Below are 22,544 nucleotides of genomic sequence, written 5' to 3' on the forward strand. Positions count from 1 at the left end.
AGGACAACTTCCCTCCCTCGCCGACATTGAAAAAGCCAGTGACCTGCTACCTTGACTAATTGATTCCGGTATTCGGCGGCTACGGCAACAGGATAACCGGATCGAGTCGCTACGATAAACATGGTAGTTGCTTTGCCCGAGGCAGATTGCCCATCTTCTGAACTTTGATGTCAGGGAGAGTATGTAATATGCCGCCCCCCACCTTGTTGTGTATCACTGTGTAGCATTTCAGTTTTTTTCTTCCCGGGGGCATAGGATTGCCGTGTTTGAAGCGACCTTCAGGCGTAAACACTGATGCTTAGCCATGTGTATCATAGCTACTTATCGTTAATGTGTGGCGAGCAAGTAGATCACTCATTGCGAACTTATCTTTGAATAATTGAAGATCATTCATTTTAATAATCGGATGCCTAAAAAAATGGACACCAATGAAAATAACCTGTGTGTCTAATTTTACTGGGATTAACTTTTATAAAGGACATAGTACAAATCAAGGAATAGTGTCGGCCTCCAAGCCAAATTGATAGAGTTCGTTTCCGAAGGAATTTTTCCGTTCACCTTTTCTTCATTTTTTGATTACACCTGATGCTCTAACCAGCTAAATGACTATCAATAACAAAGCTGTTATCTACCCGCCTGAAAGCCTAAGAATTATAGGGTTTTCTGATCAGGGCGCCAACAGAATTACTGGCCGGGTACTGTTAGCCATAGTCAACAGTAGAATGCTGTGCCAATGAGGGGCAAGGATTGGCCGAGTAATACCCGGGACTCGAAAAACGCGTCTTTATGAGCTCTGAGCTGGAATATGCTGTCTCAATATTCTCTATATTGGTGAGCAGTTGTTCCAAATTGGTTTATTCTTGCCTATTGCCAGCAATGAGACAGCTTAAGGATAAGCGAATCATGCGTAAGGATTTTCTAAAAGAAAAGAAAAAAAAACCGTTTATACAAAAAAGTATCAATACTGGAATTTGGCCGATAGAGGAGCGTTGGTCGCGCTGGAAGCAACATCTGGAGGAAATATTACCTTACAACTGCGAGCTAATTCTCAAGCCCCATCACTGCCAGGAGTATGAGGGGGAATTCTCTGGCACCATAAACCCCCTTACTGGAGACTCTTTTGCCCGCGCAATCTTCTCTGGAAACTCTTTTCATCGCAACAATCATCATCTTAGTGATGGCTACGCAGATTACACCGTGGTGTATATACTGTCTGGTCGTGGTGCCATACAGCGTGGTAATCACTTTATTCCAATGAATTCTGGTGGGATTTATCTGGTGGACTTGGGGCAGACTATTATCCATGACTTGATACAGCAAAGTCATGTACTGCTATGTCGTATCCCTAGAAAAAAAATCGAAAAATTTCGAAAGGGCCCTGGTGATAATCAGCCTCTAGTGATTGATAGCAATAGTGGCCCAGGCCTATTACTCAGAAACTATCTTTTGCTCTTGCCAAGAGCCAGACAGCAAAGTTCTTTTGTCTCTCCTGAGACACTATTTAACCCGGTAGCGGAGTTGGCTATTGCCTGTATAGAGGAGAGCCGCGGAAAGGCGGCGGCTGAAGTGGAAACACCGCAACGCTTGAATGTGGTATTTCGCCAGACTTGTCAGCTTATCCAGAAGTACTGTTGTGATGTAGATCTTTCAGCCCAGCAGCTGGCCATATCCTTGAATATTTCCCCTTCCTATCTACACCGTGCCTTGCGTTATCACAATACATCCTACAATAGCTTATTGCGTCGTGCCAGGGTGGAGTCTGCCTCAGCACAACTGGTGGGCTCTGGGCGCAATGCAAGTATGTTGCAGGTTGCCTTAAACAGCGGTTTTAATGGCACCAGCCAGTTTTCACGGGCTTTTAAAGAGGAGATGGGGATCACGGCGTCTGAGTTCGTAAAACAAACTTTCGCTGAGAAGAATGATTTACTCGTATTGGAAGAGTAGCTTTAGAATTTGGGGATTACATCCCAGCGCTATCATAATCTTATCTTAGGTCCCTTGGAGTGCTTTAAGACGGAAGCAAGGGGGGCATCAGCTACCTTTAAGTATGTGAAATATTCCTATGGAAGAAAGCGCAGGCATGCCGGTTCAGAGGACTCAGCTGTATTGTTACCCCACTCATTGGCAAGATTAAGGCATGTTGGGTCGGCACCTGGTGAACTTAGGTCATAGTTCATATTACCCAGTGCGGTGTTTCCTCTAATGATGTTGCTCTCACTACTGGTTTCTTCTATAAGTATGCCAACAGTTTGGTTGCTATTGGCGGTATTTCCCCTAACAATATTATTGGAGCTGTCATCGGCTATTTCTATGCCTTCAGCACCATTATAATTGGCAGTGTTTTGGCTTACTGAGGCATTGTTAGTATCGATTAATATTCCATCCCCGGAATTGTGCTCAGAAGTGTTAAATGAAACTACGCCTCTGGTTCCATCCAGGTCAATACCATCATCACCACTGTATGATATGTAGTTATGTAGTACTGTTGAGTCCTCTCCATCAATTAGTATCCCTTCATCTCCGGCATATTTTATCGTATTGTGTGTAATTAAATTGTAATTTCCATTTGAGTCTATGCCATCATCACCACTATATAACGGGTTTCCAGTGATCGTATTACCTTTGATGATATTGTTGTCACTATTGATCTTTATACCGTCATCCAGGTAGTAATTTTTTATTTCCATATTCAAAATGGAGTGCGAGCCGGAGCCAGAAACAAGGATACCCCCGGGGCAGTTTTCTATAATTCCTCCGCGTACCTGCCGGCCAGTTCCCTCGATTAGTAAGCCAAACTGGTCTTCCATATCTGAATTGCCGGTGCAAGTTATTCCTCCATCCCCCTGTATTTGTAAGTTGCCGGAAGGTCCGCTGACAATTATCGCGTAAGGATTTTCTGATGTTAATTCACAGTGGAGGTTTTCAGTGAGGAAGGCTGTAGTTGTGACGGTTTCATAGCACTCTACAGCGAATGCAGGGGAGACTGAAAGCGCATTGGCTACAACTATGGTAATAGATGAAGGTATGGTATTTAAGTCTATAAGTTTCATCATAATCCCCCTTTAAGTCAAAGTTAAAGTCAATCTATAAGCTGTTGTTCTGGAGTGCTTGTTAAAGCTGAGCTTTAAACCAATTTGGTTTTTGTTGCTTAAGATGTCTTAAATGGTTTTATAAGGCTATGGTCTGGCAATTTTTGTTAATAAACAAATTATATTTTTGAGTATAAGAGGTATTTTAATTATTTTTAATAATATGGGTTGTTTTGAATCTTTGGTGGTATTTTGTGCTCGTTGCTCTTGATGACTTTTATACTATAGGTTCTCCCAATTTATCCCATGCGTCGAGTAAAATATTAATTAATTTTTTTGTATGGTGATCTGCGGTTAGCACTGAAAAATCAGGAGCTTCCGGCAAGCCAAAAGCTTCAGCACGCCTGCATTGAAATAACCAGTTGTTATTGATTTTTATTAACTTGTCATCGTATTGTCCGGCCATGATGGTGCGATAGCCATGACGTGTGGCGGCGATTACGAGGGTGGTTGCTTTCCCTGTAGCGCTTTGCCCATCAGAAGAAATGGTATATAGAGGCGAGGAGGTTATATGTCGAGTTCCAAGCTGGCTGTGTATAATCAGATATTGACGCAGTTTTTCTCGCCCTCTTATCATCAGGTTTCCATTCTCAAAGCGCCCATTTTCTGTAAAGAGCGATGCCCACCCCTCAGCATCATGGTTGTCGGCTGTGAGGGTGTACTGGGCCAGCAAATCTAAGATTGCTAGTTTCTCAATATTTTTCTGTAGATTATCCATCGCAGATGCCAGTTCAAAATTTATCTGTTGGGGTCAGAAGTATATCTTGGGATTAGTTGGTTATTTTTTCGTGAGTTTAATTGATTTTTTACTTGAGTAATTACTGCTGCGTAATTTCTCGTTAAAGTGCAATTCCGATTTTTTTGATTATCGGTTCTCGGGTTTTTGTTAAGCCTTCAAGTGGAGTATATCAGGTAGTTTCTGTTGGGCTATCCGGTATACGTTTTTAGTTTATTAAAATAAAATTGTGTTTGTTATAAATTGGATGTCTGTAATTCTGGATGTGCAACAATTCCGATGTCTTGAAGTCTAAAAGTATATGATTCTCACTGTAACGCTATTTTTGGCGTTAAAAAAGGCTTTTCTGCCTGGTTAGATGAAATTAATTTAATTGACTTTAATTATTAATAGAGGGGATTTTGCTATGAGTCGTGCTACAGATATTGCTGATGATGCAGAAGTAGATGCAAATAATCACCAACAATATACTTGGGGTCCCACCGATAGAAATATTACTACCTGGGGAGGAGGTACGGGACCTCATGCCCTGTTAGGAAGTCCTGCCCAGCCTATCAACTGTTGGAGTTATCCAATACTGCTTGCAATAAGGCGCGGCTACCTCAATAGGCAAGGAGCTTTAAATCTAGTTCAGGATCTCAATCTAAAGTCACCATCACTTAAGCCCTATGCTTTTAATACTAGTGACCTGACAACCATGTGGACTGACTGGAAAGATTTTCCAGGTTCTTTGTGGCGCCCAAGAAGGGGGGACCTTGTATTTTTCCGGTCCTTTATGGGCGGATTACTAAATCACGTAGCTATATCAACTGGGAGAATACACCCAATGCTGGGTCATAGTGAGATTATTAGTTTTGGTGAAGGTAGAAGTACAGGGGGGCTCGCGACAGTAAATCGAACATCAATTGAGCTGGTTATGCAAACCCATCATACAGAGGTAAAATTTATTGCTCCTAGCTGGGATCATTAGCCTGGCTAATGTTGTTGTCTAGTATTTATACGATTGATGATTTCGTTTGAATAAATGGCGACTGAGGAACAAAATTATAAATGTTTCTTGGCTTTGAATCTGGTTAGACTATTAAATAGAGTATAAGCAGAGGTTGTTTGTTTTGAGCAAGCAACCTTTGCTTTTGTTATTCATTTTTATTTTTGAGATCTTTCTGTTGGGCGTATTCCCTTAGGTTGTTCTCAAATTTTTTTGAATGTCAGCCTACAGGTAATGGCGGCGTTTACGAATGATTTATTATGGCAGGTTAAAATAAACCAGTAAGTTGATCATGAGGCAGCCTAAAGCTGATGATTATCTTTATCTGAATATTTCAGTTGGTCTTTCACCGATTTTATAAATCTCTGGACTTTAACAGGAGGCTTCTTTGGGTAAAGGTGCATATAATGTATAGGGGTTGAGCCGACTTCAATCACCCGCTTCAATAGACCTTTTTCGATACTTTGTGATGCAGTAATATCTGGAATTCTGGCAATCCCTAACCCCATCTCCGTCATTTTTAAAATATCATGTAAAGAGTTGCAGCGAATTTTTGGTATGACTCGTATTTTTCTTTTGCTGCCTAACTCATATTTAATCGGGATACCCTGCCAATCATTAGCGATATGTCGCCAATGGATCAATGTGGAGAGGTCCTCTGGTAAACCACCCTGCTCATCCATATAAGTTTTGCTTGCATAGAGACTTTCCCGAAGTATGCCTAGCTTGGATACTTTGGCTGATTGCATATCGAGGCTGCCCACTCGGATTGCAAGGTCTACTTGAGACTCAATCAGGTCTATGGGGGCATCGTTCGCCAGTAATCGTATTCCAAGCTGTGGATGCTGTTCCGCGAATTGTGCAATTGCCGGAACAATAACTGGCTCACAGAGTGCGTGAGGTGCAGTAATCGTCAGCGTGCCTGATAACTTTTCATTGGTGCTTTTTAAGTCTGCCAAGGCGGAGTTATAGATATCCCGGATTTCGCGGCAGTGAGTGTAGAACTGGGTGCCTGCTTCCGTTAAAGAGAGTGCCCGTGTACTTCGGTAGAGCAGCCTTGTACCAAGATCTCCCTCCAGCCGGGTAACCGCTTGGCTAATTGCCGACTTGGTACGGGCAAGGTTATCTGCCGCAGCCGTAAAACTACGGGCTTCTACTACGGCCAGGAATACTTGCATATCCTCAAGATTAGGCTTCATTGTTTAATTTTACTAAACAGTTATTTGATTGAATACCTGTTTATCATAAGGTGGTAGCTGGGGCAATATGCTTGCAGAAACTCAATACTTAGTTTTTGTGAAGAGGAGTCTGATATGAGTAAGGTGCTAATCGAAAAAACTGTAGTAGCCAGCGAGCAATGGAAGTTGTTTTTCAATCAGGGTAATGCTGAAGGCTGTGCGTCTATGTATGAAAAGGATGCCCAAATGGTGGCCAAACCGTTCGGCCTGTTTCAGGGAAGGGAGCAGATACAGGCCTTTTGGGAAAATCTGGTAGCCCAGGGATTCTCAGAAGTGTCCTATCTGGATACTAAAATTGAGGTCGTAGATGATGCTTCAACTGTACTTTCTAGCAATTGGAAAATGAACAAGGCGCAAGGGGTGATCACGCGGGAACTCTGGGTTCTACAGGAGGATGGCACTATGCGCCTGCGCGAGGATCATTTTGAAGCTTTAGACCCGAGTGTGAAGTAAAGGAATATAAGATGAACGAATACTGGAATAGTTTTACACGGGAAAAAACAGACGAACAATACAACCCAACGCTGTGGACCCATCGGTTGCCTACAGAGGAGTTACTACCAGCCCATGTGGCATTCACCGAGAGTCATAGCTCCATTTACCGTCAAAAGGTAAAAGATGGGTTGCAAACTGTTCACTTTGGAGAGGGAGAGTTATTGGGTTCTATGGATGTCTTCAGGCCTGGGAATGTTCCTGAAGATGCCCCCATAGTAATTTATATTCATGGTGGTTGGTGGCAGTGGTTCTCAAAGGAACAGTTTTCCTTTCTAGCTGAATCTTTTAATAAAAAGGGGTTTGCTGTCTACATGCCTGGATACCGTATGGCCCAGGATTGGAATAATGGCCAGCCAATGGAATCCATTGTAAAACAGATGCAGTGTGCGATGGCTACGGTACTTATAGAAGCTGAACAGAGAGGCTCATCGGCAGTTTACCTGGTAGGGCACTCGGCGGGTGGTCAGCTTGTAGCGATGCTTCACCAGACCGATTGGGAACAGTTTGGTGTTTCAAAATCCGCACAGAGCAAATTCAAGGCTGCATTTTCCTTAGCCGGGCTTTTTGATATCCGCCCCCTGGTAAAGAGCTTCGTCAATGACACAATTAAGATGTCGATGGACTCAGCGGAGAGGGTAAGTCCACAGTTAATCCCGCTTAGAGAGGGGAGAAAACTCTGCCCGCTACATCTAATAGTGCCTGAGTTTGATACTCCTGAGTTTTTTCGCCAGACAAAGGAGTATCAGGAAAAACTGCTTAAGTCAGGAATCAACTGCTCTTTTTCTCTGGCTAATAACCGAGATCATCTTAATATTCTTGAACGATTGAATAATGTTGATGACAAAGTTTTAAAATATATGTTAGAAAATATGGATTGCCATGGTTGATTACTTTCAATTGGTTTGGGGTTGATCCAACAGGATAGTTTTAAAGCTTCGAGATCTCTGAGTTATTTTTAAGCGCTTAAATGCCTTTATTAGGTCGATTTATTTTTGGGGAGTATTGATTTCTAAGATGTGATTTGAGTACAACAACCATTCAAGGAGAGAGAAATGCCTTTTACTATGCATCAAAGCAGAAGGTTTGTCCGTGAATTTGAAGCTTGTAATGCTTATAGACAGCAAACAGGTGGGGTGAATGAGTACTTGATTTACAGATTTGACAGTGATGACAGCACCCTCAGTAACATATTCTCGATTGACTACAAAACCCCTGTTCGAAGCTCACCTTTACCTGGAGGAATTTACCCTGCTCAAAGGGGTAGGCTTAATAGCAGTAAGACAAAAGTGACCAAGCCACAAAATTATCAAGGTGGTGGGCATGCTGAAGAAATTTTCTTACGGTCACTGGATAAGTTTACTAGTTATGGGCCGGTAGGGAGAATAGAAATGTATATTTCAAAGATTCCATGTAATTATTCATCTGCAATGATGGTGAATGTAAATGGGTCAAATCATCACGTCCCATCTGGTTGTGGGAATAAGCTTCAAATGATGATCGAAGCCTTTACCAATATAAATTGGTATATTTGTTTTGATAGAGAGTATTCAGGTGCGACTCAAGGGCGTGAAACCAAGCAGAAAATGCTGGTGTTAGATGCAAAGATGAATTGTGAAGTTTACCGCTACAATAATGGCGCGCTGAATCGAGTTTCGGCGAATTAGGAGGGGGAAGCTGTATCACGTTAACTTAAGAGAGTTATCTGTCAATCCAGATGACTTTCTTGGGTGTGCCGAGTGAGTTTATGACTTTTCCTGACCTGTAATATTATATTTTTTATGAGATTCTTACTCTAAAAATATGTATTGGTTATTGGCTTGGCGAAAGTCAAATCTGATAATTAAAATATTATCTGTTTATTGGTAATAGGCAGAGCCTCTCTTTCTCACTAGATAAACACTATTTGCTGCAGGGTAATGTCGTTATAGTCGTTGGTAGCAATATAGAGGTATCGCTAAGCGCCGCTTGCCGCTTTGTGGAGGCGGGCTAAGGGTAGCTATTCTGATGAATTGTGAGCTGGAGGACGAAAATTCGAATAAGCCTTCTTATACTTCCACCGATGCTGACCAGGTTGGGTGTTTGCCGCTGTTTCCAGTGCCTGCTGTCTCCCTGGCATCTGATAACCCCCTCTTTATGCTGCGGATATGATTAATCTGAATATTGGTTGGGTAACCAAGGTATGTGATGCCGCAGTAGGGCGTTCACCCTGCATATCTGGCTGAGCGTCTATATAAGTCTTTCAGTCTATTTATAATAGGCGCCTAATTTTCCTTCCGGAACCAATTATGCCGAGACCTAAGTCCACAGTTCCATTGGATGAGGTGCATTGGGGCGCACTTAAGACCCTGTTTCCCTACCTGCTGGAGTTTCGTAGAGCTGTTGTCCTGGCAATCCTGTGCCTGATTGGAGCCAAGGTCGCAGGGGTTACTCTTCCATTTATTCTTAAGCACATAGTCGATAATTTGGATAAAGCTGGTGGTGTAGCCGAGGCTATTGCGTTGCCGTTGGGGCTTTTGCTGGCCTATGGTGCAGTGCGTTTTTCCAGCACCTTGTTCGGTGAGTTGAGGGATACCATTTTTGGCCGTGTGACCGAGCGTGCCCAGCGCCGGGTAGGGCTGGAGGTATTTCAGCATCTGCACAAGCTGGATTTGGATTTTCACCTGGATAGGCGCACCGGCGGTTTGTCCCGGGATATTGAGCGTGGTAATAGCGGCATCGGCTTTCTGATGCGTTTTATGGTGTTCAATATCGTGCCTACCCTGGTGGAGATTGCTATGGTGGCGGGGCTTCTTTGGTGGAATTACAGCGGTGTGTTCGCCCTGGTAGTTTTGGCGGCGGTCATTATTTATATCGGCTTCTCCGTAGTGGCCACAGAATGGCGCACCCGCTTTGTACGAGCGCTTAATGAGGCGGAGTCACAGGCCAGTAGTCGTGCCGTGGACAGCCTGCTGAATTACGAGACGGTTAAGTACTTTGCCAACGAGCGGCACGAATCCAGCCATTATGATAAGGAGCTTGCAACTTGGGAGCAGGCCCGGCGTAAGAACCGCTTATCCTTGTTTAGTCTGAATACCGGTCAGGCTCTGATTATTGCCAGCGCCATGTGTGCCGCGATGGTGCTGGCAGCGGTTGGGGTAACGAACGGACAGATGACCATCGGTGATTTTGTCCTGGTTAATGCCTTTATGATGCAGATCTTTATCCCGCTTAATTTCCTCGGGTTTGTCTACCGCGAAATGAAGGGAGCCCTGGCAAATATTGAGAAAATGTTCTCGTTGCTGACGGTAAAGCCGGCGGTAGCAGATAAGCTGGAGGCGTCCAAACTACAGGTATTCGAAGGGCGTATCGACTTCGAGCAAGTACGGTTCGGCTACAAGGACAATCGCGAAATTTTGCGTGGAGTAAGCTTCTCAGTGCTGCCACGTCAGAAAGTAGCTATTGTCGGTGCTAGTGGTGCCGGTAAATCAACATTGTTTAAGTTGCTGTTCCGTTTCTATGATGCCGAGGGTGGCAGAGTCTGTATTGATGGCCAGGATATCCGCACTGTTACCCAGGAATCCCTGCGCCGCGCTATTGGCGTGGTGCCACAGGATGCGGTGCTGTTCAACCAGTCAATCAAAGAGAATGTGCGCTACGGCAAGGTAGGTGCCACTGATGAGGAGGTAATGGAGGCGATCCAACACGCGCACCTATCAGACTTTGTCGAGCAATTGCCTAACGGAATGGATACCTTGGTGGGAGAACGCGGCCTGAAACTTTCCGGAGGGGAGAAGCAGCGGGTTGCGATTGCCCGGGCACTGCTCAAAAAACCACCAATCATGATTTTTGATGAAGCGACCTCCTCCCTGGATAGCCGATCAGAGCGTAGCATTGTTGCCTCACTACAGGAGATTGCCCGGGAGCAGACCACTCTCGTCATTGCTCACCGCCTCTCTACGGTTGTAGATGCGGACACCATCCTGGTAATGGATCAGGGCAAGGTTGTTGAGCAGGGTTCCCACAGCCAGTTGCTGGAACAAGGGGGGCATTATGCGATGCTCTGGCAGATGCAGCAGCAGGAGCGTACCGATGAGGTAGAGATTGTCACGCCCTAGGCTCCTATCTTGATAATTGTGCCCAGCCCGACTAATGTGGCGCCGACACAAAAAAACGATAGGCAGAGCGATATGACCATTCCTTTTCAGTCCTCCAAGATCGCTGCCGCACTGTTGGCGATAGCGCTGGTGGGCGGCTGTAGCAAAAACAAAGAGGCCGAAGAAGTCAAAAAAGATGAGGCCGAAGCCCAGATTGTTGAATCTGAGACTGTGAGCCCGCCTCCTGGCCAGACTGTGGAGAATGCAGATAAGCGTTTTGATATCTATGTGCCTGTAGAGCTTACTGCTAACCTCAGCAGCTTGAGCAATAACCAGCGCAAGATGATTGGTTTGCTGATCGACGCCAGCCAGATTATGGATCGCCTGTTTTGGCTGCAGTCCTACGGCCCCGCAGAAGTACTGCTGCCGGAAATCGAAGATAGCCGCGCGCGCAAGTTCGCCGATATTAACTATGGCCCCTGGGATCGTCTAAACGACAACAAACCGTTTATTGTTGGCTATGGCTCTAAACCCCTCGGTGCGAACTTCTATCCAGCGGATATGACGCGTGAGGAGTTTGAGGACTGGGATCAGCCTGGCAAAGATGGCCTCTATTCCCTGGTCCGTCGCAATGATGCCGGCAAGCTGGAGCTGATTCCTTACAACAAAGCGTATAACGCGGAATTGAAAAAAGCCGCTGATATCCTGCGCCAGGCTGCCGCACTGGCTGAGAGCAAGGAGTTTGCACACTACCTGACCATGCGCGCCGATGCGCTGTTGACGGATAATTTCCGCCCCAGTGATATGGCCTGGATGGACATGAAGGAAAATGAGATCGACGTAGTCATCGGTCCCATTGAGAACTACGAAGACCAGATGTTTGCTTACCGCACCGCTTATGAGTCCTATGTATTGTTGAAGGATAAGGAGTGGAGTGAAAAGCTGGCTAAGTTTGCCGCACTGCTGCCTGAGCTTCAGAAAGGCCTGCCAGTTGAAGAGAAGTACAAATCGGAAGAGCCGGGCACTGATTCTGACCTGAATGCTTACGATGTACTTTTCTATGCAGGGCATAGCAATGCTGGTTCCAAGACCATTGCCATCAACTTGCCCAATGATGAAGAAGTGCAGCTGGCCAAGGGCACCCGTCGTTTACAGTTGAAAAATGCCATGCGCGCTAAGTTCGACAAGATTCTGGTGCCTATCAGCGATGTACTGATTGCTCCTGAGCAGCGCAAGCATATTACTTTCCCAGCTTTCTTCGCCAATACCATGTTCCATGAAGTGGCCCATGGCCTCGGGATCAAGAAAACCGTTGATGGTGGTGCGAATGTACGCACTGCATTGAAGGAAACCTCCTCCTCCCTGGAGGAAGGCAAGGCGGATATTCTGGGTCTGTATATGGTCACCCGCCTGCATGAGAAAGGTGAAATCGAAGATGGCGAGCTGATGGATAATTACGTTACCTTCCTCGCCGGGATCTTCCGCAGCGTACGCTTTGGTGCGGCAAGTGCGCATGGTAAGGCGAATATGATGCGCTTCAACTTCTTCAAGGAGCAGGGCGCTTTTACCCGTGATCCTGAGACTGGGCAATACAGTGTAGACTTCGAGAAGATGCAGCAGGCAATGACTAATTTGTCTCGCCTGATCCTTACCATCCAGGGTGACGGTAACTATGAAGAAGCTAAAGCGCTATTGGCCAAGCAGGGCGTGATTGGTCCCGAATTGCAAGGTGACCTGGATCGGTTGTCTGAAGCGAACATTCCTGTAGATGTTACTTTTATCCAGGGGAAAGAGGTACTAGGCCTTAAATAACAGAGTTTTAGGACTGGAATTAAAAGCCCGGCATCGCCGGGCTTTTTTATTCTTTCTTAAAGCAGATCATTGATTTTGAAGTAAAAGCTATTAAATAATTTTTTCTACTTTGATAACAAATGTTATCTAGAGCTTTCAGTGATTCTCTTCTCCCCCAGGCTTTACTTGTAGTTCTCATTAAGCTTGCTCAATCAAGTCAAACCTGTTGCACTTTGGCTTAAATTTGTTGGTACGTTTGTGCCCTTAAACTGATAGAAAATAAATAGCTTTTTGCATTCTTTCGTTGCTAAATAAGCGCCGGTTATTATGAGGTGGAAATTACTAGTCTTCAGTTAGGTGGAGAGAAAGGATGCGCCGTATTTTATACACCGGTACAAAAAATGCCTCTTCTTGGGCATTCCGCGCTTGGCTCGCTATGCGGGAGCTTGGTATTCAATTTGAAGAGCGAGTGGTGGATATAAGAAAGCCCCAGAGGTTCGAAAATCTGCGGCGAATTGGAGAAATATCACCATCTACATCCGTACCAGTGTTGGTTGATGGCGATAACATCATCTTTGACTCTTTGGCAATTATGGAATATGCCAATGAAATAGGTGGGGATGCCCTGCTCCCCGCTGAGCCTTTAGCCAGGGCAAGGGTCCGCTCATTTCTGAGCTGGCAACATGCCGGGTTATCGGGGCTCTGTCCCCGCCTGTCATTTGAAAGTGCTTTTTATCCCAATAAGCGTGAGATGACCTCGGATGAGCATAAGGATACGGAGAGATTATTTTCTGTGTGGGAGTCGGAACTGAAATCCAGTGGTGGCCCTTATCTATGTGGGGAGCTTTCTCTGGCCGATCTGGTACTGGTGCCTACAGTTATTCGGATTTACTCACATTCTCCCCAACTGAATACCTGGCCCCTAACTCACCAATGGATAGTGAAACTGCTGGCAAGAGAGTGTGTGGAAGAGTGGGTGTCCCAAGCCAGGTCTTTACCGCCCGTGATTTTGGACAATTATTGACTGCCAGCACATTGATTAACGAGTTTGGAGCTGGGCTGGCGTTGTTTATTTCGTCAATAACTGGTCACTATTGGAACTGATGCTGGCCTTCCTTTACTGCCCCTTTATATTTTTAGGTACTGATGAACTGGCAGTTACTACCTTTTATCTGTTTATGGCGTTTATAGCTTGTAAAAAGAGGGACGCCGCGTACATTTTGCAGGAAATTCCTCAAATGTGAACCTATAGAAACTCGGTTGTAAAAAGGCGACTAAAATGTCCCTGGGGTAAAGGAAGGTTTGCCCGCTGGAATTGGGCGGCCAATATAAAAATGTTAAGGATAAACATTGGAACAATGAAAATACCAGCCTTGATTCTCGCCTTTGTATTCTGCCAAAGTGTGCAGGCCTCTTGCCAACTGGAGGAGTATGAACGTTTCCTGAATACGCAAAGCCTGGTGATGTTGGAAGCTTCCGTTAAATTGTTCGAAGAAGATAAAGATAAGTTCAAAACAATAAAACCATTCGTGAAGCTGGAAGTCAGGAATAACAAGCTGAAGGTATATATTGCCAGAAAACTGAGTGAGCTGAATCCAGAGGTACTCAATCTAACCGGGCCAATTGCCAATCTGGTTCCCAGTGTGTCGGTGCAAATTATGCCTGACGGGTCCATAAGGGATAAGGTGGATTTGGCGATGTCTGCAGATTCCCACTACCGACAAGAAAAGGCAGCAATGAAGCCTGTAGAACAGTTATATCTGTATCATGAAGGAATGACAGAGTCAGAAAAAAAGCGTTTTCTTGTCGCCAGAAGCTCATTGAGTAAACTTATGGAGACCAATGAGCAATTTGAATTTATGAAGCGTGCATTTACTACTTCGCTTGAAAGTCTTTGTCCCGTTGATTAGTAATCGCTAGTGAACTTTTGGTGATAAGGAAAGCGGTAAATCTCCGGTAATGTTTGAATTAAAAACAATAGCTTTGTTTTTTGTAACTGCACTTGCTGAAATTGCCGGCTGTTATCTTCCTTATCTCTGGATCAAGCAGGGAATGAGTGCTTGGCTTTTGCTACCTGGCGGCATTAGTCTCGCGCTATTTGTCTGGCTGTTAACACTTCACCCGACCGCAGCAGGGCGGGTTTACGCAGCTTATGGCGGTATTTATATCTTTACGTCCATTATGTGGCTATGGTTGGTGAATGGAGTTAAGCCAACTGTCTGGGATATAACCGGTGCCAGTGTGGCAGTGGTGGGGATGAGCATTATTATGTTCTCCCCGCGACAAATGCATTAATATAATGGATTTGCTGTGATAGTATCCGATTTTTTCTTCATAAGAATAAATTTTATATATAAATCAAGTTTCGTTTGTATTCTGGTTAACATATAAATCTTTAAGGAGTTGACGCTTTAGCTGTTTTATGGTTTTCAGTGCTTCTGTTTTTTGCTGTAAAATGGTGCGCTTATCTTTTTATGGTTGTCGTGTTGTTTTGCGTTTTATGCCCGGAATAAAAGTTTTTCTCATAGGCTTATAATTTTTTTAATCTTCCTAATTTACCTGGGGTCGGGCATTCTACTTACCTGGGCCAATTGAAAAATAGTAAATGGTTATAACAGTATCTGTTGGGGATATTGATTGTTTTGGCTGTTGATAATCCAGGTTGTTTTGCTATCTATTTAGGAAAAATTTCCTATGGCCCTTTCTCAAACCTAGGTCAAACTCTCCTTGGCTTTGGGTGTACTCTCCTTTGAAACAATCAATAAATGAAGGGAATCTAATATGAAAAATGTAAGTGTTAATCCTTTAAAAGCAGTACTGCTCACCGTTGCCGGAGCCGCCAGTATTTCGGTGTCGGGTATAGCTTCAGCTGTCAGCTGTGGTGATGTTCTTACATCCGCAACTGTTCTGTCTGAGGATATTCTTTCATGCGCGATAAATCCTGCATTAACATTAAAAGAAGGTGCAAGTCTGGATTTAAATGGTTATACCATTAGTTGTGATACTCCCGTTGGAATAGGAGTAAGGTTAGTTGGAGCAGGCAGGGTTCTTGAGGATACTGCAGGCGGTGGAAGCATTGAGAGTTGTGCCACTGGGGTATCTGCAGAGGGTGATGGTGGCCATTTTATTATGGGAGTAAGTACCACTCTTAATAGTTTGTCCGGAGTTACCCTTTGGAGCACTGGCAACACCTTGGAGGCTTCTTACGCGAATGGCAATACAGGCATGGGTATTCGTCTGATGGGTGACGGAAGCCAGGTGAGAACTACTGAGGCGACAGGAAATACCCTGATGGGAGTAAAAATTGTCGGTAACAATTCATTGTTGAGAGATAATGATACCAGCTCTAATGGGGCGAGTGGCATCGTAGTTGCCGAGGGAAATGGCGGTATTATTGCAGAGAACTTATCAACAGATAATGGTGTAAATGGAATCATGATGCAGCCATTTGCTCAGACAGGATGGCTTATTATCGGGAATGATGCCGCAGGTAATACAGGAAATGATCTTATGGATCAGAATGTTCCTGCCTGCACTGGCAGTGTTTGGGTACTTAATACTTTTGATAATGCAAACGACGCCTGTATTCAGTAGATGTAAAATCTAATCTTTGGATGGGCCTATGTATTGAGATCGTATTTGATATGTAGGTCCATTATACCTAAATTTGACTTTTCATTCGTTAGTGGTTTGACTTGAGATGGCCAGGCCGCGACATTTGACTGCATTTTATGCTTGGTAAATAGTCAGTCTATATTGCACATCCTTTTGTTACGCTCTAAATCTCCACACTTTTATTTTGTAAGCTGGCTGGGTGATTGCGCCATCGTGTTGTATTTTGCCTGATTTTGATAATTCTCTTCAAGGTCTGAATCTACCTGGGTATTTTTTCCTATATTTTCGGTACTTATCTCCTATTGCGCAAGCACGGCCTGGCTACAAAACTCATCACAGCATCAAGCTGTGGCCTTATATAAGAAGTAACTCGTTGTGTGTTTCTACTGTGAGGAAATTTACAAGGATAGTTGCCAGAGTATCGGTACAACTTTTGTTGAGTATTACGCAGGAAACCCCTTTAAGCATTTGGCGTTTGCTTTTGTGCTAGGGCGTGATGTTGATTAGATTCATCTTTAAAGCAGTAACAAGAAGTTTAAGTTTGCTAATTTCATTTCCTAAGGAGATAAACGTGAAAAGATGTACCCCCATAGCAGCCGCTGTTTTGTTCGCTATTGGCAGTCAAGGTGTTTTTGCTGACAATAACACTGCTATTGTTAACCAAAGTGGCAATGCGCACACTAGTGTTGTGGATCAGGTGGACCCAACAGTTACCCATAGCTTGATTTCCCAAACCCAGATTGGCACCAGTAACAGTGCCTTTGGCCAGCAGATAAATAGCACCTCATTTGCTTCTATATTTCAGCTTCAGGATGGGCAGTCAAATACAGCTAATTCTGTTCAGGATTTTGCCACTCTTGGAACGACTGCCGGTATTGCGCAAGTTGGTAACAACAATACCGCAACAACATCTCAGATTACTGCAGAAGCCACTGTAGCGACGATCAACCAGTTTCAGCAAAGTAATACAGCGACAATTATTCAAGCAAATACTTTCGGTGGTACTACTGCGGTAGCTACTCAAGTAGGCACTTCCAATGTAGCCACGATTGGGCAGTTTGTTGTTGTAAGTAGCTCTGCGGATTCAAGTCAAGTTGGTAATACCAATACAGTAAATATCAATCAGTCCAACCTTACAGGTGGATTTATTGATGCGGATCAGTTAGGAAATAATAACTTGTTGAATGCCTCACAGGTTGGCATTGGCCATATTGCCTTTGTTAGACAGGAGCAGGAGTCGAACACTCTGAATCTCTTGCAAACTGGTACTTCTAACTTTGCAAACTCCTTCCAGCTTGGAACCAGTAATACGGGACTCTTAGCCCAGTTTGGAATGATGAATGTTGCAGTTGCTTCGCAGAATGGGCAAAGTAATAATTTTAGTGTGACTCAAACCGGCACTATGGATACTGCAACAGTCGGACAAATTGGTAATAACCATAACAGTACAATAGTACAATAGTTAATCCTTGCCTCAAGAAGTCCCTGGCAATTTTTAGTTTAATTGTTAGGGATTTCTTATTGTTGTGATCTATATTTGATAGCCCATTTCTTGTTGGGCTATTTTTTTACCTGAAAGTAAAGGTTAAGGTTGATTTGGGAAGTTGAGCTCTTTGCTATTTCCTTAAATCCTGGTTGATATGGTTTCTTTAATGTTAGGGTTGAGGGTTTATTTGCTAATGCTTATTGATAGTTGGAAGAAGAGGTTTTAAGAAACAGCTTTGTAGTATATTTTTCTAATCGGGAGGGAGTTCTCTTATAAGGCCTAAAAGGGTAATTTTTTCTGATCATAAACCGAGAATCTGGTTTTTTAATTTCAGTTAATTGTTGAAGCTATTGTTGCTTCATATACTGAATAGGGGGTGAGGCCAGAATGGTGATCTATATTTATAGTTTCCGACACTCACCGTAGTGCTTGCTGTATACTCCTAAGAACAACCTACATTATAAATTGAAGACTGCTACTTAAAGAGATAGTTATACTATTGTGTGCTTGTTTGTAGCCCTGAGGCGGCTTCGAAGAGTTTAGTTATGAGTTTGTTGACTTTGATTTTGTTGGCGTTCTCAAGGTTGCTATTAGCCAGTAAAACTACTCCAATTTTATCAGCTGGGTTATAGAGTAAGTAAGAAAAAGAGCCTGGATCCCTACCATTGTGGCCATTAAGTTTGTGATTTTTTCCATTGTAATTCCATAGAAAATCAAGACCCCAGAAAATGCCGAAACCATCTTCAATTGGTGTCAACATATTAGAAACAGTTTTAGCCTCTAGAATTCTACTGCCCTGTTTTCTTGATACTAATTCACCACCATTCATAATAGTGGCGAGGAATAGTGCCATATCATAGGCGCTACTCCTTAATCCTCCATCTGGCCAGGTTGCAAGGTCGTAGTGTGGTATAGGTGTTAAATTATTTTCGATTGCATAGTGTGGGCTGGCGATATTTCCTGGGATAAAGTCGGGGAGCTTCCAGCTTGTGTTAATCATACCTAAAGGGGTAAATATTTCTCTATCCGCATAGTCAGCGAGAGAAAATCCGCTGGCGAGTTCCACAGTATATCCAGCTAAGGCTGCTCCTATATTAGAATATTCATATGCTTCTCCAGGTGTCTGCGAGAGAAAGTTGTGCTCTGAATCATAAAACTCTCCCTCGCTGTCGAGGTACGCTCCTAAAAAACCGGCCAAGGTGATTGGGCTGTCTTCTGGACAGATTCCAGGCTCTTTGAGGTTCATCAGTTTTGAGTGGGTACCATCTCCATGATTGATATAGTAACTACATTGATATGTGGGGCCATCATTAATGCCAGATCTATGGGTGACAAGATGTTGGAGTGTAATAGGTTGTGAGCCTGGGTTATCAATGTTGAAATAGCCCCCAGCAAGAAGGTTTTGTACTTCCTGATCCAGGCTCAGGATTCCGTCTTCTTGCGCTTTTGCAATCGCTGTTCCCATAACAACTTTACTCACTGATGCTAGCCAAAAGGCCGTATTCCGGGTAACCAGACCACCCTCTTCCAGGCTTTTTACTCCATATCCTTTAGACCATATGATTGGCATTTCAGGCCTGGCAACCAAGGCAATAGCCATGCCGGGAATTTCGATATCCCGCATGGTGTTTTTAACGGCTTCATCAACCTTGGTGTGGTCAAAAATGCGAGGTTTATTTGTATAAGTTACTGTGGAATCAGCTTTAGTGTATTCAGTGTAGTTGCTGGTATCACTAGCATCCATTGCATTTGTAAGCACGGTTATAGATAGACTTGCACAAATAAAAAGATTAGACAGAATTGAAGTTGTCTGTTTTCCTTTCATGGTAAAACCTCCTTGATTTACTTTTCGTTTGGTTACTCCAGTTTTTTACGTCCGCTGTCTATTTTCCTATATTTTTGTTGAAAAAATTGGAATCAAAACAGCGGTTTAATGCTTCGGAAGATTGTTTCTTTCCTGCTATAGAAGAGGTAGCTCTTCCAGGAAGGGTGTTGCCAGTATGTGAATCGCTGACTTAACCTGTGCTGAATAAGATAGGTTTGAAATTATTCTGGCGGATTTATCTATTAATTAGGCGTGACTGCAGGCTTAATAGTAATCGGCGATTAAATTAAGCTAATACCTTGAAGGGGCTGTGTAGAAAAAATGAAAGGTACTTTTTATGGTGATAGTGAAAGCAGCAGCCCTTTTTAGGGCTGCTGCTTCGATGATTAATAAGCTTATGGTTGCTGGTCAATCGGTACCGCGCAGGCTAGATAAACATCCAGCTTGTTATTAATAGAGTTCAGGCCTTTCAGGCTTAGGCGAACCTGATCAAAGTCAGCCTGGGTATTTGCAAGGAGTAGACGGTGATAGTGCGCTCCGTTCACTTTGAAGGGGGCGAGCATATAACCACTTGTAGTCTCGCCAGTGGCTATGCCATCCAGGTAAGTACCGATAACAATGCTGTTCAGTTCGATCTCATCGAGCGGTGAATTGCCATTTTCCACCAGGAAGCCAATCATGTAGCGGCCGCTCTTAATATTGTCGTGATTTATCTGGATATAGGCGCTGCCTCCAGCACCGCTAACTACCTCTATTCTGGCTGCATCGGAGAGTATTCCGTTGGTTACCTTGTCGATAGATGTTACTGAACATCCATCGCAAGGTGAGGTTATGCCGTTGACCAACTCAGCACTCACACCATCCATAACTTCAAGACCTTCGAAAGAGGTACAGGAAAGTACACTATCGAAATCACAGGCATCTCCTACGCCATCATTATCTGAGTCTTCCTGGTGAGGGTTGATGGTTTGTGGACAGTTATCGATATCATTTTCTACACCGTCATAATCCACATCCGGGTCGCAGGCATCTCCCAGACCGTCACCGTCAGTGTCAGTCTGGTTTGGGTTGGGAATAGTGGGGCAGTTATCTGCGCCGTCATCTGAGCCGTCGTTATCCTGGTCATGATCACAGGCATCACCGACACCATCGTTGTCGCTATCTTCCTGCCCACCATTTGGTACTGCTGGACAGTTGTCGACATTATCTTCAATGCCATCTCCATCAACGTCATCATCGCAGGCATCACCAGTACCGTCGTTGTCACTGTCGGTTTGGTCATTTGGAGTCAGAGGGCAGTTATCGAGATCGTTGATTACTCCGTCGCCGTCGCGATCGTTATCACAAACGTCGCCGATATTGTCTCCATCTTGGTCTGCTTGATCGGGATTTGCATCTGCCGGGCAATTGTCCTCACCATCGTCATGGCCATCGTTGTCGCTATCACTGTCCAAGTCACAAGCATCACCAATACCATCGCCGTCCTGGTCCTCCTGCAGTGTATTGCTGACAAGGGGACAGTTATCGACCTCATTTAATATGCCGTCGCCATCTAGGTCGGAATCACAGGCGTCACCAATGCTATCGCCATCGGTATCTGTTTGATCGGAGTTGGGAACAAGCTGGCAGTTATCGGTGAGGTCATCTACGCCGTCATTGTCATCGTCGGAATCGCAAATGTCTCCCTGGCCATCACTATCATTATCCGCTTGATCCTGGTTGGGAATATAGACGCAGTTATCGCTATTGTTGTCGACGGTATCTCCATCGAGATCGCTATCACAGGCGTCGCCTACGGTGTCACCATCCAGGTCTAGCTGGTCGGGGTTGGGTACATTAACGCAGTTGTCGATACTATCTGGAATTAGGTCCCCGTCGCTATCGGTATTGTCGTCACAGGCATCACCGTAGCCATCTCCGTCTGTGTCGGTCTGGTCTTCATTGGGTTCCAGCGGACAGTTATCATTGCTGTTTTCTACACCGTCATTATCGCGGTCGCTGTCACAGATATCTCCGGTGCCGTCATTGTCGGTGTCGGTCTGGTCCTCATTGGCATCTGCGGGGCAGTTGTCGGAGTCATCTTCAATACCGTCAGCATCATCGTCGCTGTCACAGGCATCCCCTTCGCCGTCAGAGTCGATATCACTTTGGTCGGGGTTGCTAATAGAAGGGCAGTTGTCGGTATCATTTTCAGTACCATCATTGTCGAGGTCGGAGTCGCAAGTGTCACCAATACCATCGTTATCCTGGTCATCCTGCGAAGCGTTGGGGACATTTGGACAGTTGTCAGAGTCGTTATCAAAGCCGTCGCCGTCTCTATCGCTATCGCAGGCATCGCCTATGCCGTCTCCATCGGCGTCTTTCTGGTCGGGGTTTGGTGTATGTGGACAATTGTCGGCGCCATCGTCCAGGCCGTCATTGTCACTATCACTATCGGCGTCACAGAGGTCGCCAATGCCATCATTATCCTGATCCGCTTGGTCGGGATTGGCTGTATCCGGACAGTTGTCCAGGCTATTGGTGTAATCGTCGCCATCACGGTCATTATCGCAGGCATCACCGACGCCATCATTGTCTATATCGCCCTGCTCATGATTTGCGTCAGCGGGGCAATTATCGCTGTCATTATTAATTTCATCGCCGTCAAGATCTTCATCACAGGCATTGCCAATGCCATCGCCATCACTATCTGCTTGGTCAGAATTGGCTGTTAGCGGGCAGTTGTCGTCGGAGTCTGAATGGGTATCACCGTCGTCATCGCTATCGCATGCGTCACCATTGCTGTCTTTATCGGTGTCATCCTGGCTGGAATTGCTGATGCTTGGGCAGTTATCCCTGCTGTCTTCAATCCCGTCTCCGTCAGTGTCCACAATACTGGCGCCTGGCAATAGATCTTCGGCAGCATCTCCCCGGCCACCGTCGGATCCACAGGCACTTAAAAATAATATTGAGAGAAAAAATATAATTAGCGGTATTTGGGGCATGGTTAAAGTCTCCGAAAACAAATTTTATTTTTGTTATCTGTCGGAGAAGAAGAGATGGATCTCGTCGGTTAACGTCGGAAAAGTATAAAAATTATTTTCACTAGTTTCCCGGTCTCTACTTCCCTGTAGATAGTTCCGGGGTCGTGCAGATAAATCGCTAATACTTTTGTATGTAACTACGGCACCGGACTTTGTGCCGTTTAATATGCGTTGTTTTGGTGTTG

Annotated in this window: 17 protein-coding genes; 12 read left to right on the plus strand and 5 right to left on the minus strand. The window is 44.6% G+C overall.

Annotated elements, in window-relative coordinates; all coding sequences use genetic code 11:
• Positions 1-903 precede the first annotated feature (903 nt).
• Entirely contained in the window at positions 904-1,944 is a 1,041-nt protein-coding gene (locus tag G367_RS0103420; protein WP_040628111.1) for a helix-turn-helix transcriptional regulator, read from the plus strand.
• A gap of 116 nt (positions 1,945-2,060) precedes the next feature.
• Here G367_RS0103420 and G367_RS0103425 read toward each other — a convergent pair whose 3' ends face one another.
• Positions 2,061-3,053, minus strand: a complete 993-nt coding sequence (locus G367_RS0103425) for a right-handed parallel beta-helix repeat-containing protein (protein WP_083922663.1) — start codon at positions 3,051-3,053, stop codon at positions 2,061-2,063.
• A gap of 253 nt (positions 3,054-3,306) precedes the next feature.
• Positions 3,307-3,807, minus strand: a complete 501-nt coding sequence (locus G367_RS22990) for a nuclear transport factor 2 family protein (RefSeq protein WP_020411698.1) — start codon at positions 3,805-3,807, stop codon at positions 3,307-3,309.
• A 424-nt stretch (positions 3,808-4,231) separates the two neighbouring features.
• Between G367_RS22990 and G367_RS0103435 the strand changes: the two genes are divergently transcribed.
• Positions 4,232-4,795, plus strand: a complete 564-nt coding sequence (locus tag G367_RS0103435; RefSeq protein ID WP_020411699.1) for a hypothetical protein — start codon at positions 4,232-4,234, stop codon at positions 4,793-4,795.
• A gap of 320 nt (positions 4,796-5,115) precedes the next feature.
• On the opposite strand, the gene G367_RS0103440 is transcribed toward G367_RS0103435, so the two are convergent.
• Positions 5,116-6,012: a LysR family transcriptional regulator gene (locus tag G367_RS0103440; protein WP_020411700.1), complete on the minus strand. Its 897-nt coding sequence runs from the start codon at positions 6,010-6,012 to the stop codon at positions 5,116-5,118.
• A gap of 114 nt (positions 6,013-6,126) precedes the next feature.
• On the opposite strand from G367_RS0103440, the gene G367_RS0103445 reads away from it, so the two are divergent.
• The 10 genes from G367_RS0103445 (at position 6,127) to G367_RS0103500 (ending at position 17,487) form a co-directional block, all read left to right on the plus strand.
• Positions 6,127-6,504, plus strand: a complete 378-nt coding sequence (locus tag G367_RS0103445) for a YybH family protein (RefSeq protein ID WP_020411701.1) — start codon at positions 6,127-6,129, stop codon at positions 6,502-6,504.
• 11 nt (positions 6,505-6,515) lie between these two features.
• A complete protein-coding gene (locus tag G367_RS0103450) occupies positions 6,516-7,433 on the plus strand; it encodes an alpha/beta hydrolase (RefSeq protein WP_020411702.1) in 918 nt (305 codons plus the stop codon).
• 165 nt (positions 7,434-7,598) lie between these two features.
• Positions 7,599-8,210 carry a hypothetical protein gene (locus G367_RS0103455; protein WP_020411703.1) on the plus strand — a complete coding sequence of 204 codons (612 nt, stop codon included), beginning with the start codon at positions 7,599-7,601 and terminating at the stop codon, positions 8,208-8,210.
• Between the two features lie 621 nt (positions 8,211-8,831).
• Entirely contained in the window at positions 8,832-10,640 is a 1,809-nt protein-coding gene (locus tag G367_RS0103465) for an ABCB family ABC transporter ATP-binding protein/permease (protein ID WP_020411705.1), read from the plus strand.
• Positions 10,641-10,712: 72 nt separating this feature from the next.
• The gene (locus G367_RS0103470; RefSeq protein ID WP_020411706.1) at positions 10,713-12,431 is read left to right on the plus strand and encodes a DUF8614 domain-containing protein; all 1,719 of its coding nucleotides are present in this window, start codon (positions 10,713-10,715) and stop codon (positions 12,429-12,431) included.
• A 349-nt stretch (positions 12,432-12,780) separates the two neighbouring features.
• Positions 12,781-13,434, plus strand: a complete 654-nt coding sequence (locus G367_RS0103475) for a glutathione S-transferase family protein (protein ID WP_020411707.1) — start codon at positions 12,781-12,783, stop codon at positions 13,432-13,434.
• 334 nt (positions 13,435-13,768) lie between these two features.
• Entirely contained in the window at positions 13,769-14,320 is a 552-nt protein-coding gene (locus tag G367_RS0103485) for a hypothetical protein (RefSeq protein ID WP_020411709.1), read from the plus strand.
• A gap of 49 nt (positions 14,321-14,369) precedes the next feature.
• Positions 14,370-14,705, plus strand: a complete 336-nt coding sequence (locus tag G367_RS0103490) for a YnfA family protein (protein WP_020411710.1) — start codon at positions 14,370-14,372, stop codon at positions 14,703-14,705.
• A gap of 486 nt (positions 14,706-15,191) precedes the next feature.
• The gene (locus G367_RS0103495; protein WP_020411711.1) at positions 15,192-16,004 is read left to right on the plus strand and encodes a right-handed parallel beta-helix repeat-containing protein; all 813 of its coding nucleotides are present in this window, start codon (positions 15,192-15,194) and stop codon (positions 16,002-16,004) included.
• Between the two features lie 517 nt (positions 16,005-16,521).
• On the plus strand, positions 16,522-17,487 hold the full coding sequence (locus tag G367_RS0103500; protein ID WP_157533315.1) for a hypothetical protein: 966 nt from the start codon (positions 16,522-16,524) through the stop codon (positions 17,485-17,487).
• A 520-nt stretch (positions 17,488-18,007) separates the two neighbouring features.
• On the opposite strand, the gene G367_RS0103505 is transcribed toward G367_RS0103500, so the two are convergent.
• Together G367_RS0103505 and G367_RS22995 are read right to left on the minus strand one after the other, a co-directional pair.
• On the minus strand, positions 18,008-19,336 hold the full coding sequence (locus G367_RS0103505; protein ID WP_020411713.1) for a serine hydrolase domain-containing protein: 1,329 nt from the start codon (positions 19,334-19,336) through the stop codon (positions 18,008-18,010).
• A 395-nt stretch (positions 19,337-19,731) separates the two neighbouring features.
• Positions 19,732-22,320, minus strand: coding sequence for a thrombospondin type 3 repeat-containing protein (locus G367_RS22995; protein ID WP_020411714.1), 2,589 nt, complete (start codon positions 22,318-22,320; stop codon positions 19,732-19,734).
• Between the last annotated feature and the right edge of the window lie 224 nt (positions 22,321-22,544).

Origin of the sequence: Microbulbifer variabilis ATCC 700307 (genome assembly GCF_000380565.1) — a bacterium.
Taxonomy (GTDB): domain Bacteria; phylum Pseudomonadota; class Gammaproteobacteria; order Pseudomonadales; family Cellvibrionaceae; genus Microbulbifer; species Microbulbifer variabilis.